We start from the raw sequence: 15676 nt of genomic DNA, 5'->3' as shown, positions 1-15676 counted from the left end.
GCCACAACCCCTACCAGGACAACGGCATCAAGTTCTTTGGGCCCACCGGCGAGAAGCTCCCCGACGAGGCGGAGGAGGAGATCGAGGCCCTTTTGCAGGAGGCCCACCCCACCCGGGGCATCGGGACCGTGGGGGATTTCCGGGAGGCGGAGCGGATCTACATGGACTTCCTCCTGGAGCGGGCCCCCGACCTCTCTGGGCTCAGGATAGGCGTGGACGGGGCCAACGGCGCCACCTACCGCCTGGCCCCCAAGGTCTTCCAAAAGGCGGGGGCGGAGGTCTTTCCCCTCTTCACCGCCCCGGATGGGCGGAACATCAACGCGGGCTGCGGCTCCACCCACCCGGAGGTCCTGAGCCGTCTGGTGGGGGAGCTGGGGCTGGACCTGGGGGTGGCCTTTGACGGGGACGGGGACCGGGTGGTCTTCGTGGACCGGAAAGGGCGGCTTTTCCACGGGGACCACATCCTTTACCTAAACGCGCTATACCGCAAGGAAGAGGGCGTGGTAGGCACCGTGATGAGCAACATGGCCCTGGAGGCCCGACTGAAGGAGAGGGGGATCGCCTTCTACCGGGCGGCGGTGGGGGATCGGTACGTTTTGGAGATGCTCAAGGAGAAGGCCCTCGTCCTCGGGGGGGAGCAGAGCGGACATGTGATCTTCCGCGACCATGCCCCCACCGGGGATGGCCTCCTCACCGCTTTGCTCACCCTGAAGGCGCTTAAGGCCATGGGTGGAGACCTTTCCGACTGGTACGAGGCCCTGCCCCTCTACCCTCAGGTCTTGGTGAACGTCCGGGTCTCGGACAAAAGGAGGGTGATGGCCCACCCCAGGCTCGAGGAGGCGGTGCGCCGGGCTGAGGAAAAGCTGAAGGGGGAGGGAAGGGTCAACGTCCGCCCCTCGGGGACGGAGCCTCTCCTTCGGGTCATGGTGGAGGGCCCCCAGGGCCTCATCCAGGAGGTGGCCCGGGAGATCCAAAAGGAGGTGGAGGCCTTGGATGGCGCACGCTAGGGCACACCTCGAGCATCGCCTCCTCCTTGCCCTTAGGGAGGAGGTGAAGGCTTTGGAGGACCCCCGGCTGTTCATGGTTAGCCTCCTTCGGGGGGAGCTCTCATCGGATGGCCGGGTCTACACCGTCTATATCGATGCCCTGTTTGCGCCTGAGGAAGCCCTTAAAGCCCTCTCGGGGGCTTCGGAACGGATTCTTTCCGGCCTGAACCGCCGGGTGCGCCTTAAGCGACTGCCCCGTCTGGAGTGGCGGTATGCGGGTTCCGATTAAGGTCCGGTATGCGGAGACCGACCAGATGGGGGTGGTTCACCACTCCGCGTATGTGGTCTACCTTGAGGCCGCCCGGGTGGAGCTTCTGGAAAAGGCGGGCCTGCCCTACCACGAGCTCGAGGCGCAGGGCCTTTTCTTTCCGGTAGTGGAGCTCAGCCTGACCTACCGGAAGCCCGCCCATTTTGGAGAGGTTTTGGAGGTGGAGGTTCGGCTTCTCGAGCTTTCCCCCCGGGCGCTTTCCTTCTCCTACCGGGTCCTGCGCAGCGGGGAGGTCCTGGCCGAGGGCCGGACGCGGCACCTCTGTCTGGTCCAAGGGAAGGCCGGGCGGATGAGCCCGGCGCTTTTGGAGCGGTTGCGTATGATACAATCAGGGTAGGTTTGGCGGATGGACTCCTTTGCCCTTTTTGAAAAACACATCAACCCCGGCCTGGCAGGCCTGCTTCGCTTTACCGGATTGGACCGGGTGGAAAGCCACGCGGAAGGCGTTTATGTCTGGGATACCACGGGCAAGCGGTACCTAGACTTCCTGGGGCTTTACGGAACCTTGAACCTGGGCCACCGCCACCCCAAAGTGGTGGAGGCGGTCAAGCGCCAGCTGGACCGGATGCCCATGTCCGTGCGGGTTCTGGTCTCCGAGCCCACCGCCCGCTTAGCCGCGAGGCTTTCCGAGGTCACCCCAGAGGGCCTCGAGATGGTCTTCTTCGGAAACTCGGGGGCGGAGGCGGTGGAGGCCGCCTTTAAACTCGCCCGCATCTACACCGGAAAGCCCGAGATCCTCACCACGGAGGGGGGGTTCCACGGCAAGACCATGGGGGCCCTTTCCCTTACGCCCAAGCCCGAGTACCAGGACCCGGTGCGTCCCCTGGTCCCTGGGGTTAAGGCCGTGCCGTACGGGGATGCCCGGGCACTTGAGGAGGCGATCACCCCCAGGACGGCAGCGGTCATTGTGGAGCCTATCCAGGGAGAAGGGGGGATCCGGGTGCCCCCGGAGGGGTACCTGCGGGAGGTCCGGCGCATCACCCGCGAGAGGGGGGTGTTGATGATCGCGGACGAGGTCCAGACCGGCCTGGGCCGCACGGGCCGGCTTTGGGGCGTGGACTGGGAGGCGGTGGCCCCGGACCTCCTCACCTCGGCCAAAGCCCTGGGGGGTGGGGTGATGCCCATCGGGGCGGTGGTGGGGCGGCGGGAGGTCTTTGAGGTCTTCAAGAAAAACCCCCTGGTCCACTCCTCTACCTTCGGGGGGAACCCCTTGGCCTGTGCGGCCGCTTTGGCCGCCCTCGAGGTGACCCTGGAGGAAAACCTGCCTGAGCGGGCGCTCCGGATGGGGAACCGGCTCATAGAGGGGCTTAAAGCCCTTGCTCAGGCCTACCCCGACCTTATCCAGGAGGTCCGGGGCCGGGGGTTGATGGTGGGCCTGGAGTTCGTGGACGCGGACGTGGGGGCTTTGTGCGTGGCGGAGCTTGCTGAGCGGGGGGTCCTCACCGCCTTCGGCCTCAACAACCCTAAGGTGGTCCGCCTCGAGCCCCCCTTGATCGTGGAGGAGGACCACATCGATCAGGCCCTCCAGGCCCTGGAGGGCGCCTTGGAAGCGACCCGCAAGGCCTTTGAGGGCATCCTAGGATAGAATGCGGGAGATCCTGTACGAATTCTTTAAAAATAACCCAAAGCCGCATGGCCTAAACGAGATCTTAAGGAGATTCAAGCTGGAGAAGCGGGAGGCGAAGCGCCTTCTAGGGGCCATGGTGGAGGAAGGCCTGCTGGACAAGGTGGGAAGCGCCTACCGCCTGGCCGAGCGGGCGGTGGGGCCCATCAGCCTCCACCGGGACGGCTACGGGTTTGTCCGGGTGGAAGGGGGGAAGGACCTCTTCATCCCCCCGGGCTATACCCTGGACGCCTGGCCGGGGGATCTGGTGGAGGCCCGGCCCATGACAGAGGGGAAAAACGGACGGCCCTGGGGGGTGGTGGAGCGGATCTTGAAACGGGCCCGGACCCATCTGGTGGGAAGCTTAGACTTCCGGAAGGGGTACGCCCTCCTCCTGCCCGATGAGGCGGGGGTTCCGCCCCTAAGGCTCCACCCTGAGGGCCTGGAGGGCCTTCTGCCGGGGGCACGGCTTTTGGTCCGGGTGGAGTACGGGCCCAGGCCTTACGGGGTGGTGGAGCGCTTCCTGGGCCAAACGGAGACCCCTGAGGTGGAGACGGAGGCGGTCATCGCTAAACACGGCCTTCGGGCCGAGTTCCCTCCTGAGGTCCTTAAGGAGGCGGAGGCCATCCCCTGGGAGATCCCCGAACAGGAGATCCTGCGCCGGATGGATTTCCGGGGCCTTAGGGTCTTTACCATCGACGGGGTAGACGCCAAGGACTTTGACGACGCCATCCACATTGAAAAGGCCCGGACCGGGTACCGGGTGGGGGTTCACATTGCGGACGTGGCCCACTACGTGGCTGAAGGAAGCGCCCTGGACCGGGAGGCTTACCTCAGGGGCACAAGCGTCTACCTTCCAGGCCGGGTTTTGCCCATGCTCCCAGAGCGGCTTTCCAACGGGGTCTGTTCCTTGAGGCCTGGCGAGGACCGGCTCGTCCTCTCCGTGATCTTTGACCTGACCGAAAAGGGGGAGGTCCGGCGCTACCAGATCCGGGAGGGGGTCATCCGCAGCGTGGCCCGGCTCACCTACACCGAGGTGGAGGCCTTTGCCGAAGGGTCTGGCCTGGCTGAGGAACACGCCTTTTTGGCCGAGGATCTTGCGCTTCTTCTTTCCCTGACCGCCCGTCTCAAGGAGAAGCGCCTCCAGGGGGGGGCCTTGGACTTCGCCTTTCCCGAGGTCAAGGTGGAGATCGATGAGGAGGGAACCCTCCACCTCCTTCCCCAGGAGGAGCCCCGGGCGCGCAGCCTCATCGAGGAGCTGATGCTCCTGGCCAACCGGACCGTGGCCGAGCACCTTTCGGCCCGGGGGGTGCCCGCCCTCTTCCGGGTCCACGAGGACCCCATGGCGGAGGCCTACGAAAAGCTCCGCCAGGCCCTTTCCCGCCTGGGCTACGCCCTGCCCCCCACCCCCAGCTCCAAGGCCCTTCAGGAGGTCCTTCAGGCCTCGAGGGGCCGGCCGGAGGCCCAGGTGGTGGCCACCCTCCTCCTCCGCTCCTTGCGGCTTGCCCGGTACGCCCCCGAGAACCTGGGCCACTTCGGCCTGGCCCTGGAGCACTACCTCCACTTCACCAGCCCCATCCGCCGCTACCCGGACCTGGTGGTCCACCGGGTGGTGAAGGCCCTTTTGGCCAGGCGGCTTTCGCAAAGGAGGAGGGAGGTCTGGGCAGAGGCCTTTAAAAAGGTGGCGGAGCACGCTTCGGAAAGGGAGCGGACGGCGGAGGCCGCAGAAAGGGAGCTCACCAAGTACCACATGGCCCGCTGGGCCGAGCGCCACGTGGGCGAACGGTTTTCGGGAACGGTCTCTGGGGTGACCAGCTTCGGTGCCTTCGTGACCTTGAAAAACGGCGTGGAGGGCCTGGTCCGCCTCGAGCAGCTGGGCCCCTATGCCTACAGCGAGGAGGCCCTGGCCCTTCTCGGGCCCCGGGGGGCCCGGATCCGGCTCGGCGACCCCATGGAGGTGGTCATCCTGGGGGCCAATCCCCGCGCCAGGCAGGTTGACCTCGCGCCTTACAGGGAAGAACCCAAAAAGGCTAAGCAGGAGGAGAAGATGGCTAGAAAAGTTGTAGGACCCCCTGAAGGAAAAGTCAAGCAGGACCGGCCGGAAAAGGTCACGGTCCATCGGATGTACTTCGGCGAGTGGACCGGCTCTAAGGAGCCTTCTGGTTTGCCTTCGCCTAAGAGGCGCCGCTCGCGGCGCCGGTAAAGGCCAGCGTCCCGGCCCCTACCGCGCTTAAGGTGGGGGCCTCGAGGTCCAGCCGATAGGCCAGAACCTCCCCTCCTGGGGGGAGGGCCTTCCGGGCCGCCCGGACCACCTCCACCGCGTCTATGCGGGTGGGGTTCTGGCCCAGCGACCAAAGGGCCTCGTCTGGCCTTCCTTGGGCCAAAGCCTGGAGGAAGCCCATGTCTTTCTCCCTCGCCCTTTTCGCCACAGGCAAGGAGAAGGGGGCATCCCCAAACCTTGGCCCCACGTGGGAGAGGTCCACCGCCAAAACCAAGAAGGAGGGCCGGTCCTTTAGGAGAAGGCGCAAAGCCTCCTCCACCAAGGGGGTGCTCTGCTGGACCAGAAGGGGGAGGTAGCGGGCCTGGGGCCAACGGCCTTTGAGGAAGAAGAGGGGGAGTTCCAAGGCGTGCTCCTCCCGGAAGGCCAAGGGGGTGTTGAAGAGCTCGAAGGGGAGGAGGGCGTCCAAATGGCGCAGGGTCTCCAGGTCGGGCTCCGCCGGGCCGAAGGGGGTCTCGAAGGGGACAGGCAGGGCAGCGACGGGCTCTTGAAGGGGTCGATGGGCCACCCCGAGAAGGAGGACCCGCTCGGGTTCAGGGGTGCGCTCCAAGGCCGCCAAAGCTGCCCCATAGACCTCGGGCACCCGGCCGGGCTCGAGGTGGGGCATGAGGAGGGCCAAAGCCCTGGGGGCCTCTCCTTCGTAACTTGCCCGGAAGGCATCTAGAAAAGCCCGGGCGGCTTTCTCCTCCTTGGGGTAGGAGAGGCCGGCCAGGCGCATGGGCCTTCGGGATCTAAGCCGTTCCTCCTCCTCCTTGAGCCGTTTTTCCACCTTTTCCGAAAGGAGGAGCCCCGATTCCTCGAGGGCCGAAACCAGATCTTCCAACTCCTTTTTAGGAACCAGGATCCCGTGTTGCTTGAACACTTCTTCCTGGATCTCTTCTAACGTTCTTCCGTCCATCAGGCTGAGGAGAAAGAGTCCACCCTCCGTGAGGAAGAGGGGCTTCTCGTACACCCCGTAGGGGTCTGTGAGCATAAACCCCCCTTCCACCGGGGTAATCTGGGGCGTACGGACGTGGAGGCGCATGCCTTCACTATAGCCCTCTTAGGAAGTCCATGGCCTCTTCCTTGTCCTTCACCCGCCCCTCCGCCTGGGCGAGAAGGAGCTGCCTTAAGGCCCGCCCCACCGCCGGCCCCGGGGGGAGGCCTAGAAGGGCCATGACCTCTTCTCCGGAAAGAAGGGGTTTTCTCGGAGGGGGTTTGGCGTGAAACTCCTGGATTAGGCCCTGAAGCGCCCAGGCCTCCGCCTCGCCCTTTTGCCGCGCCAACCGGTCTGCCGCTTGGAGGTAGAGAAGATCGGGGAGAAGGTCTTGGTGTTTAAGGAAAAACCTCTGTTTGGCCCGGGGCGTGGGGGGAAAGGGGTGCATGTGGGCCAGGATGAGGGCCTTTGTCCGCTCCACCACCTTTTTGGGAAACCGGAGGCGGACAAGCAGCGTCTCCGCTAGGCGGGCGCCTTCCCGCTCGTGCCCCGGGAAACGGTAGCGCGCTTGCGCCGCATCCCAGGTTTGCGTGAGGGCCTTGCCCAGGTCGTGGAAAAGGGCGGCCAGCCTGAGGGCCAGGGGGGCCCTTGGGTAGAGCCAGAGGAGGTGGAAAAGAACGGAGAGGCTATGGTCAAACACGCCCAGGAAGTGTCGCCCCAGCTGCTTCACCCCCTGGGTCTCGGCCAGCTCGGGGAGGTAGACCTGGAGAAGGCCCAGCCGCTTTAAAAGCCAGAAGCCATAGGCCGCCCTGGAGCTCAGGAGGATCTTTTCCAGCTCCGCCTGGACCCGCTCGGGAGCGGGGTGCGCCTCGGGGTGGGCCTGAAGGTGCTGAGCGTGCTTTAAAAGCATGCCCCGGGCGTTCGGCCCCAGGCCCAGGCTCAAGGTGACAGCGAGCCGCACCCCCCGGAGGCTCCGGAGGGGGTCTTGGTAGAGGTTCTCCTCCCGGACGGGCTCAAGGCGTCGCTTTCTCAGGTCTTCTGCCGCTCCCAAAGGCCCTAGGACCAGGTTGCCCACCAGGGCCAGGGCGTTTAGGCGGAAGTCTCGGCTTAAAAGGTCCTTCTCCAGGTCCTCGAGGGGGGCGAAGTCCAGGGTCAGACCCCGGGCCACCACCCGGTAGAGCCGCCGTTCTTCGTCCAGGGGGAAGGCCTGGCCGGAAAGGTGTAGGGCCGCTTCCTGGGCCGACCTTTCCGGGTCTTTAGCCAGAAGGTCCAGGTCCAGCGGCCGCCTTCCCAGGAGGAGGTCCCGCACCGCACCGCCCACCAGGATGGTCCCTTCCGGGATATAAAGGGGAGGATGAAGGGTTCCGATCGGACGGAGCATTTCCCCATTATGCCGCTTCGGGTGGGGATTACGGGAAACCTTGGGAGCGGCAAGAGCACGGTGGCCGCCCTTTTGCGAAGGCGAGGCTACCCTGTTTTGGACGCGGATGCCCTGGCCCGGGAGGGGCGGAAGGCCCTTGCGGGGAGGATCTGCCAGGCTTTTCCCGAGGCCTGCCGCGGGGGGGTTTTGGATGAGAAGGCCCTTGCCCGGATCGTCTTTTCCGATCAGGAGAAGCTCCGGACCCTAGAAGGCCTCCTTCACCCCTATGTCCGAAGACGGCTTATGGAGGAGATGGACCGCCAGACGGCCCCCATCGTCTTTTTGGAGATCCCCCTTCTTTTTGAGGTGGGCTGGGAAAAGGCCTTGGACCGGGTTTTGGTGGTGGCCGCCCCTTTGGAGGAGCGGCTTATGCGGGTCCAGATCCGCTCGGGCCTCTCCCGGGAGGAGGCCTTGAGCCGGGAAGCCCGCCAGCTGCCCCAGGAGGAGAAGCTTCGCCGGGCGGACTATGTCCTTTGGAACACGGGGGACCTGAGGCGGTTGGAGGAGGGGGTGGAGGTGCTTCTTAGGGTCCTCGAGTCCAGTCCTTGAGGTCTCTTAGGGCCACCCCCAGCCCCACGCCCAGACCGAAGAGGAGGTGGGCGGGGGTCTTGCCGAAAAAGCTCGTGACGAGGGGGAGGGCCAAGGCTGCCCCAAAAGCGGCCCGAACGGGGTGGCGGAAGGCGAGGAAGAGGAAGCCAAAAAGGCAAAGGACCGCCAGGAGGGCCCGGGGATCCACGGCGAAGAGGACCCCCAGGCCGGGGGCGATGGCCCTTTCTCCCCGGAAGAGGAGCCAAGGGGAGAAGGCGTGACCCCAGGTGGCCCCTACCCCCGCCAGGAGCCCCCCCAGGGGGTCTTGGGCCAAAAACTCCCCTAAGGCCACGGCCAAAACGCCCTTAAACCCGTCCAGAACCAGGACCATAATCCCTGGAACCGGCCCCAGGACTCGGAAGGCGTTTAGCCCCCCTGGGTCTTTGGTGCCTTCAACGAGCAGATTTTTGCCCCTCAGGGCCCCGAACCAGAAGGCGAAGGGCAGGCTTCCCAGAAGATAACCTGCAAGGAAGGCCTGGATCATTCTGTGACGACTCCTCGTTCTTCAGAACAGGGCTTCGCGGTTCTCAAGGTACGCTGCCGCGTGACCACGGGACGGCCCACACCGGACCCATCCCCGCAGGCTCCGTCCGGGCCCTAGTCAGAACGCGGATGGCAGCGGCCACGTCCCGATGTTGGCGGGTAGCGCATTGGAAACGGGCGTACCCCCGCACCCTGACCCCGGCGGTCCCGGCCTGGGGGAAGGTGAAGGAGCCGTCGCGCCCCTGCCCTCGGAAGCTGGGGTAGCCAGGGGTTTGGCCCCGCTTGACCCGGCGGAAGAAGCCCTGGTTGCTTTGCCCCGGTTCAGGGGCAAACCCTGAAAAGGCTTTGTCCACCCGCCCGATGACGTCCTGCAGGACCTGGGAATGGACGCCTTTGTACTCGGGGAGTTCGGCCCGTATCCGGGGAAGCCAGCGCTTCTTTTGGAAGCCCACCCTCCTGCCCGCCTTGCGCCAGGCGTCGCGGCGCTCCTGCAAGGCGGGGTTGTAGAGGGGACGGCACAGCCTAAGGGTGCGCTCCAGTTGGGCAGGTTGCAGCTTGGTCGGGTAGAGGCGGTATGTAAAGGCCTTACGCATCCTCGTCCACCTTGGTTGGTGGCTCGGGCCACTCCGCCTTATGATACCCCATTCCTTGCCCACCATCCCACCTGTCCCTGCGGGGCAGGTGGGGGGTCCATGGATCCCCGCGAGGAATTGGCGGGGGATTACCTCCCCCACGCCCCTCTTTTCGGAATCGGATAGGGACCACAACGCCGCCTTGGAGGTAGCCCTTACAGGGCCGACCCGGACCAAAGCAACCGAAAAAGGCTTGGCCTGAGCCCTGGTCAGGCCATAGGGCTGGACCGGTCCGAACCGATGCCCCTGGGTCAGCTCCGTTCAGCCCCAAAGGGGCCACATTTGGGCCCCCTTCTTTAGAGGGGGGAGGAGGTCACCTGTGCCCTTGCGCTTGCAGAGGGTTTTGGTATACTCCCCTTTGGGACGGGGAGTAGCGCAGCCCGGTAGCGCACCTCGTTCGGGACGAGGGGGTCGCTGGTTCAAATCCAGTCTCCCCGACCATCCCGCCCCCTGGAGGCACTCCAGGGGGCTATACTTTATTCCGTGCAGCTTCTTGGCGGCCTTGCCCTTTTTCTTTTTGGGCTTGGCCTTCTTGGGGAGGGGCTCGGGCGTCTTCTCGGCCGGGGGGGGCTGGCCTGGGGGATGGCCACCCCCTTCCGGGGGTTCATTTTGGGGCTGGGCCTGGGGGCGGTCTCCGCGAGCGGGACCGCCTTAGCCCTTTCCGCCATGGGCCTCCTCGAGGCCCGGCTGGTCTCCCTTTCCTGGGCGGTGCTCTTCGCGTTGGCATCGGGCGCCGGGGCGAGCCTTGCCGTGGTTTTTGCGGTCCTCAACCTGGGGGCGTTGGCCCTTCCCCTTCTGGCCCTAGGGTATTTCCTCGGCCTTGTGCCAGGCCTTTGGGCCTGGGGGCGGGCGGGGTTCGGCCTAGGCCTTCTCCTTTTGGGGCTTGGCGTGATGGGGGAGGCGGGGAAGGTCCTGGTGCAGGCCCCCCTTTTCCAGGTCCTTCTGAAGGTCCTTTCCGCTTCCCCCCTTGGGGTTTTTGCCCTGGGCGGGGTTCTGGGGCTTTTCCTCCATTCAAATGGGGTGGCGGCCTTGGCCCTGGCCTTGGCTTTGGGGGGGATGGGGGTGAAGGCGGCCCTGGCCTTGGTCTTGGGGGGTGGCGTGGGCTCAGGGGTTTTTCTGGTTTTTTCCGCCCGAGGGGTAGCGGGGCGTCGGATGGCCTACGGGGTGGTCCTTACCCGGCTTCTTCTGGGGTTTTTTCTGCTTTTGACTCTGCCGTTCCTTCCCAACGGACCCGTGGGGGGAGTGGTGTTCGCCGCCCATGTGGGGTTCCACCTGGCCTCTGCCTTGGTCTACCCGCTTTTGGACCGGCCCTTGACGCGGCTTCTTTTCTCCCTCTTACCGGAGGAGGATAAGACGGCCCCCAAATACCTTTCGGAGGAGGCGCTTGCCTCCCCCGCCTTGGCCTACAGCCTGGCCCTGAGGGAGGTGGGCCGGATTGGCGATCAGGTGCGGGAGATGATGAGCCTAGCCCTGAGGAGGATCGCTCAAGGAGAAGCGGTCTCGGAGGGAGAGGTTCGCTTTTTTGAGGATAAGGTGGACCGGCTAACCCGGGAGGTGGTGCTCTACGCCGCGGACTTGGCCAAGGGTCTAGGGGAGAAAGCGGTGCGTCTTCTTTGGGCCGCGAGTGAGCTCGAACATATGGCCGACCTGGTCCGGCGCATCCTAAGGCAGGTGGAGCGCCTAGAGGGCCAGGGTCTTTCCTTTAGCCCGGAGGGCCGGGCGGAACTGGCCGAGGCCATGGCCCGGGTCTACCGACGCCTGGAGCGGGCTACCACCGCCTTGGCCACAGGGAACCGGGAGCTGGCTTTGGAGGTGGTCCAGGGCCGGCCGGAGATGGAGGTTTTTTTAGACCGGCTCCGCCGGGCCCACCTCCTCCGCCTTGAGGCCGGCCGGCAGGAGTCCAGGGCCACCACCTTGGCCCATCTGGACCTCCTCATCACCCTGGACGACCTGGACCAGGGGGTGTACCGGGTGGCCTCCTTGGTGCCGGAGGTGTACGCTTAAGGTCGTGGTGAGGATTCTCGGGGGGAAGGCCAAGGGGGTGGCCTTGAAGGTGCCCGCTTCGGCCCGGCCCAGCCCGGTGCGGCTCAGAAAGGCGCTGTTTGACTACCTGCGCCTCCGCTACCCGAAGCGGGGAAGGTTTTTAGACCTGTATGCGGGAAGTGGGGCGGTGGGCCTCGAGGCGGCCAGCGAGGGGTTTGAGGTCACCTTGGTGGAGAAGGACCAAAAGGCGGTGGCCCTCCTTAAGGAAAACCTCCACCGCACGAGGCTGCAGGCCCGCATCGAGCCTTTGCCCGTGGAAGTCTTTCTGCCCAGGGCCAAGGCACGGGGGGAGAGGTACACCATCGCCTTCATGGCCCCTCCGTATCCCATGGACCTGGTGGAGGCCTTCCGGGCTCTTTTGGAAAGCGGCCTGGTGGAGGAGGGGGGGCTTTACATCCTCCAGCACCCCTCGAGGCTCCTTCTGCCCTTGGGCGAGCGCCGGGTATACGGGGAAAACGCCCTAACCCTCGTGGAGGTGAGGGATGCATGTGGTCTATCCGGGAAGCTTTGATCCCTTTACCAATGGCCATCTGGACGTGACCCGGCGGGCGGCCCGCCTCTTCAGCAAGGTGACGGTGGCGGTTTTGGAAAACCCGAACAAGCGGGGCCAGTACCTTTTCAGCGCGGAGGAAAGGGTGGAGATCATCCGGGAGGCCATCCACGACCTTCCGAACGTGGAGGTGGCCAGCTTCCAAGGCCTGCTCGCCGAGTTCGTCAAACAGATCGGCGCCCAGGCCATCGTCAAGGGCCTCCGGGCGGTCTCGGACTACGAGTATGAGCTTCAGATGGCCCATCTCAACCGTCAGCTGATGCCGGGCCTGGAGACCCTTTTCATCCTCTCTGCCACCCGGTACTCCTTTGTTTCCAGCACCATGGTCAAGGAGATCGCCCGCTACGGGGGGGATGTGTCCAAGCTCGTCCCTCCGGCCACCTTGAGGGCCTTGAAGGCCAAGTATGGCTAACCCTGCTGTGACCGGCCGAGGGTGCAAAGGGCCTCGGTGGAGGGGTATGATTCAGGCGTGGGGTAAAATCCTCTTGGAGGCAAGCCATGAAGACGTTTTCCAGCAAGTATGGGAATGCTTTGGAGATAGGCCATATCCTCGGTGGCGAGGAGGTCTTTGAAGGGGAGTGGTCCGAGCGGTTTAACCCCTCGGACCGGGAGGACCTGGTGGCCCGTTTTCCTATTGCGACCAAGGAAACCCTGAGGAGGGCCCTTCGCGTGGCTCGGTCCGCCTTTGAGGACTGGTCCCGTACCCCTGCCCCCATCCGGGGCCAGGTCCTTTTTAATCTGGCCAAGATCCTAGAGCGGGAGAAGCCCACCCTGACCCGCCTCATGGTCCGGGAAGTGGGCAAGACGTTTAAGGAGGCGGCGGGGGATGTGCAGGAGGCCATAGACACCGCCCTCTTCTTCGCCTCGGAGGGGCGGAGGCTTTACGGCCAGACCGTGCCCAGCGAGATGAAGGACAAGGAGCTTTTTACCTTCCGCCGCCCCTTGGGGGTGGTGGGGATGATCACCGCCGGGAACTTCCCCATCGCCGTGCCCAGCTGGAAGCTGATCCCTGCTGTGCTGGCTGGGAACAGCGTGGTTTGGAAACCATCCGAAGATTCCCCGGCCCTTTCCTATGTTTTTGTGAAGCTCTTTGAGGAGGCCGGCCTTCCCCCAGGCGTCATCAACCTGGTCTTCGGAGGGGGGAAGGAGTCCACGGGCCAGTGGCTGGTGGAGCTGATGGACGAGGGGCTTATGAACAAGTTCGCCTTCACCGGGAGCACCCGGGTGGGCCGCTGGATCGGGGAGGTGGCGGGGCGGAACCTCATCCGGCCCACCTTGGAGCTGGGGGGAAAGAACCCTCTAGTGGTCATGCGGGATGCGGACCTCGAGCTTGCGGTGGAGGGAGCCTGGTGGAGCGCTTTTGCCACGGGTGGGCAGAGGTGCACCTCGGCGGGTAATATCCTGGTGGACAAACCCATTTACGAAGAGTTCAAGCGGCGCTTTCTGGAGAAGGTAGAGGCCACTTGGGTGGGAAACCCCCTTCTTCACGAGGTTACCTACGGCCCCTTCATCAACGAGCGGTTTTTTGAACGCTGGCTCGAGCACTATGCCTGGGGGGAGAAGGATGGAGCCAGGCTCCTTTTTGGGAAGGGGCGGATCCAGAGCCACACTTCCTACCCCTTGTTCTTCGGCGACCCGGAGGCGGGGCTTTACGGCTGGCCCACCGTATGGGAGGCTGCGCCCGGGATGCGCCAATTTGAGGAGGAGATCTTCGGTCCCACCATCAACCTGGTTCAGGTGGACGGCATTGAAGAAGCCATCCGAGTGGCGAACAGCACCCCCTATGGGCTTTCCAGTGCCATCTATACCCACCACCGCCACTGGGCTTATCTGTTCAAGGTGGGCATCCGTGCTGGGATGACCAGCATCAACAACGCCACGGTGGGGGCGGAGGCCCACCTCCCCTTCGGCGGTGTGAAGGCCAGTGGGAATGGGGCCAGGGAGTCGGGGATCTGGGTCCTGGAGGAGTACACTTACTGGCATGCGGTGAACGAGGAGTACTCGGGGAAGCTCCAGCTTGCTCAGATGGACACGGGGTATGTGACCCCTAAACCCGCTATTTCCTGGAAAGAGGTGGTGGGATGAAGTTTTTGGTCTGGATATTTCTTCTTGTTCCGGCGTTCGCCCAGACTTTGGCCCCCACTTTCCGCTTGGAATGCCGTTTCCGAGGCGAACCCAAGCCGGCCCAGGTGGTTATGGACGGGACAGATCTGGGGAAATGCCCTTTGGAGGTAAAGGCCTCTTTGGGGCGCCACCTTCTTCGGCTCTACCTTCCGGAAGAGGAGGGAAGGTATCTGGGGTATGAGGCCCGCCTCGAGGTCTCTGAGGGTGGGGACGAGGCCTTTTTGGCTGAGCTTGTGCGGTATGACACCCGGGTGGAGGCCCTGCCCGGGGCGAGGGGGATCAGCGGTCTGGTTTATGCTTTGGCCTATAGCCCGCAGGGGGTTTTGGCGGTGGGGGATGAGACGGGCCGCATTCGCCTTCTCCCAACCGGTCGGTCCCCTGTGGACCTGACTGGCGCTCGCAGCTATGTTCGCGACCTGGCTTTTGGCCCCGGGGGCCGGTATTTGGCTGCGGCCACAGGGGAGGGGTCTGTCCGCCTTTACGACGACAAGGGGCGTCTCCTCCGGGTTTTGGGTCAAGGACCTGCGTTCCTAAAAGTAGGCTTTGACTTTAGCGGTCGGCTTATTGGCCTTCAGTTGCGGGGTCGGCTCAGCCTTTGGGACCCCGGCACGGGGAGGATGGTTTTGACCCAGGCTCTAAGCCCCTATCTTTTCTCTGCGGCCTTAAGCCAGGGGGGTCGGTTGCTTGCGGTGGGGCTTTCGGTGGGTCGGGTAGAGATCTGGGACCTGGCCACTGTAAATAAGCGGGGAGAGGTGAGGCTGCCGGGCGGTCCGGTTTACGCACTGGCCTTTAGCCCGGATGGCCGCTATTTGGCCGTAGGGTCGGCCGACGGAGGGGTGCGGATTGTAGACCTTTTCGCTTCTAGAGAGTCCCCTCCCTCCCACCTATATGCGCACAAGGACCTTGTCTTGAGCCTTGCCTATAGCCCAGACGGCCGCTACCTGGCCTCTGGCGGCCAGGACCGGGAGGTGAGGCTTTACGCCCTTCGAGAAGGTTTTTTAGATCGGGTTTATGTGGGGCACGTGGGGCCGGTTTATGGACTCGAGTTCCATCCCTCAGGGCGAGTTCTGGTCACAGGAGGGGGTGAAGGAAGGATTTTCCTTCATCCTCTCCCATGAGGAACCCACAAAGACCATTTTTCAAAGCTATCGCCCAGATTCCACAGCCTCTGCTTGGGCAACCCACCGCTCAGCCTCAGCTTTATCCTTTCGCTGGTTGGCATAAAAGGCCAAGGTTCTGGCCACCTTGGCGGCAGCGGAACGGGCGGCTTCGTCCCAGGTACCTCCCTTTTCCCGGTAGTTCATCCAAGCTTCCCACGCCCGGATAGCCCATTGGGTCTCCGTATACAGCTCGGCAAGAAGCCGCAGGGCCCTTGGATCGTTCGGATTTTGGCTGGCGAGGGCTTGGGCTGCCTCCAGGGCCTTCTTCCACGGGGCGAGGTCCACAAACCCGGTCGGGTAGATACGCCTGGCTTCCTGACGCAAGGCCTCTACTGTTTCAAACGTGATGGGTTTTTGTGTTTCTTGAGCGAAGACAAGGGTGACCGCCAGAAGGGCGCTCCATAAGACCACCAATTTTCTTTTCATTATTTACCTCCCATCTAGAATTTTAAAGGTGGTGTGGTCACCGAGTCAATACCTTAGTACTGACGACCTTCCCCTCTTGGTTGCGACAAGGCAAACTTAAGCCATGCAGCGCCTACCTTTTACTCCCAAGGATCTGGTT

At 64.1% G+C, this 15676-nt stretch carries 16 protein-coding genes and 1 tRNA gene; 12 read left to right on the top strand and 5 right to left on the bottom strand.

Annotation, left to right across the window (positions count from 1 at the left end):
- The 5 genes from C4301_RS06650 to rnr all read left to right on the top strand — a co-directional run.
- Window positions 1–1007: phosphohexomutase domain-containing protein (locus tag C4301_RS06650; RefSeq protein ID WP_352414317.1), on the top strand; the 1007-nt coding region annotated here is incomplete at its 5' end.
- Window positions 994–1275 carry a ribosome-binding factor A gene (locus tag C4301_RS06645; protein ID WP_352414316.1) on the top strand — a complete coding sequence of 94 codons (282 nt, stop codon included), beginning with the start codon at window positions 994–996 and terminating at the stop codon, window positions 1273–1275. The genes C4301_RS06650 and C4301_RS06645, both read left to right, overlap by 14 nt.
- Window positions 1259–1651 carry an acyl-CoA thioesterase gene (locus C4301_RS06640; protein ID WP_352414315.1) on the top strand — a complete coding sequence of 131 codons (393 nt, stop codon included), beginning with the start codon at window positions 1259–1261 and terminating at the stop codon, window positions 1649–1651. Before C4301_RS06645 ends, C4301_RS06640 begins: the two co-directional genes overlap by 17 nt.
- A 9-nt stretch (window positions 1652–1660) precedes the next feature.
- Complete coding sequence (locus C4301_RS06635; RefSeq protein ID WP_352414314.1) at window positions 1661–2899, top strand: aspartate aminotransferase family protein; 1239 nt, start codon at window positions 1661–1663, stop codon at window positions 2897–2899.
- A 1-nt stretch (window position 2900) separates the two neighbouring features.
- Window positions 2901–5120, top strand: a complete 2220-nt coding sequence (gene rnr / locus C4301_RS06630) for a ribonuclease R (protein WP_352414313.1) — start codon at window positions 2901–2903, stop codon at window positions 5118–5120.
- Here the strand turns inward: rnr and amrB are convergent.
- Window positions 5092–6219 (bottom strand): AmmeMemoRadiSam system protein B, encoded by a 1128-nt coding sequence (amrB, locus tag C4301_RS06625; protein ID WP_352414312.1) that lies wholly within the window; start codon window positions 6217–6219, stop codon window positions 5092–5094. The genes rnr and amrB overlap by 29 nt on opposite strands.
- Before the next feature lie 7 nt (window positions 6220–6226).
- The gene (locus C4301_RS06620) at window positions 6227–7492 is read right to left on the bottom strand and encodes an HD domain-containing protein (protein ID WP_352414311.1); all 1266 of its coding nucleotides are present in this window, start codon (window positions 7490–7492) and stop codon (window positions 6227–6229) included.
- Between C4301_RS06620 and coaE the strand changes: the two genes are divergently transcribed.
- The gene (gene coaE / locus C4301_RS06615) at window positions 7466–8080 is read left to right on the top strand and encodes a dephospho-CoA kinase (RefSeq protein WP_352414310.1); all 615 of its coding nucleotides are present in this window, start codon (window positions 7466–7468) and stop codon (window positions 8078–8080) included. The genes C4301_RS06620 and coaE overlap by 27 nt on opposite strands.
- Here the strand turns inward: coaE and C4301_RS06610 are convergent.
- Together C4301_RS06610 and C4301_RS06605 are read right to left on the bottom strand one after the other, a co-directional pair.
- Entirely contained in the window at window positions 8055–8603 is a 549-nt protein-coding gene (locus C4301_RS06610; protein WP_352414309.1) for a glycerol-3-phosphate acyltransferase, read from the bottom strand. The genes coaE and C4301_RS06610 overlap by 26 nt on opposite strands.
- Before the next feature lie 43 nt (window positions 8604–8646).
- Complete coding sequence (locus C4301_RS06605) at window positions 8647–9195, bottom strand: RNA-guided endonuclease InsQ/TnpB family protein (RefSeq protein WP_352414308.1); 549 nt, start codon at window positions 9193–9195, stop codon at window positions 8647–8649.
- A gap of 403 nt (window positions 9196–9598) precedes the next feature.
- On the opposite strand from C4301_RS06605, the gene C4301_RS06600 reads away from it, so the two are divergent.
- The 6 genes from C4301_RS06600 to C4301_RS06575 all read left to right on the top strand — a co-directional run bounded on the left by C4301_RS06600 (window position 9599) and on the right by C4301_RS06575 (window position 15069).
- Window positions 9599–9675, top strand: a tRNA-Pro gene (locus C4301_RS06600).
- Window positions 9676–9717: 42 nt separating this feature from the next.
- A complete protein-coding gene (locus C4301_RS06595; RefSeq protein ID WP_352414307.1) occupies window positions 9718–11238 on the top strand; it encodes a PhoU domain-containing protein in 1521 nt (506 codons plus the stop codon).
- 4 nt (window positions 11239–11242) lie between these two features.
- Entirely contained in the window at window positions 11243–11788 is a 546-nt protein-coding gene (locus C4301_RS06590; protein ID WP_352414306.1) for an RsmD family RNA methyltransferase, read from the top strand.
- Window positions 11760–12239, top strand: coding sequence for a pantetheine-phosphate adenylyltransferase (gene coaD, locus C4301_RS06585; RefSeq protein ID WP_352414305.1), 480 nt, complete (start codon window positions 11760–11762; stop codon window positions 12237–12239). The genes C4301_RS06590 and coaD overlap by 29 nt, the downstream gene beginning before the upstream one ends.
- 86 nt (window positions 12240–12325) lie before the next feature.
- Window positions 12326–13912: an aldehyde dehydrogenase family protein gene (locus tag C4301_RS06580; protein WP_352414304.1), complete on the top strand. Its 1587-nt coding sequence runs from the start codon at window positions 12326–12328 to the stop codon at window positions 13910–13912.
- Window positions 13909–15069 carry a WD40 repeat domain-containing protein gene (locus C4301_RS06575; protein WP_352414303.1) on the top strand — a complete coding sequence of 387 codons (1161 nt, stop codon included), beginning with the start codon at window positions 13909–13911 and terminating at the stop codon, window positions 15067–15069. Before C4301_RS06580 ends, C4301_RS06575 begins: the two co-directional genes overlap by 4 nt.
- A gap of 27 nt (window positions 15070–15096) precedes the next feature.
- Here C4301_RS06575 and C4301_RS06570 read toward each other — a convergent pair whose 3' ends face one another.
- Window positions 15097–15537, bottom strand: a complete 441-nt coding sequence (locus C4301_RS06570; RefSeq protein WP_352414302.1) for a hypothetical protein — start codon at window positions 15535–15537, stop codon at window positions 15097–15099.
- Window positions 15538–15676: the final 139 nt, after the last annotated feature.

This window comes from Thermus sp. (assembly GCF_040290245.1).
In the GTDB taxonomy this organism is placed as follows: domain Bacteria; phylum Deinococcota; class Deinococci; order Deinococcales; family Thermaceae; genus Thermus_A.
This window is presented reverse-complemented; position numbering and strand designations above follow the sequence as displayed.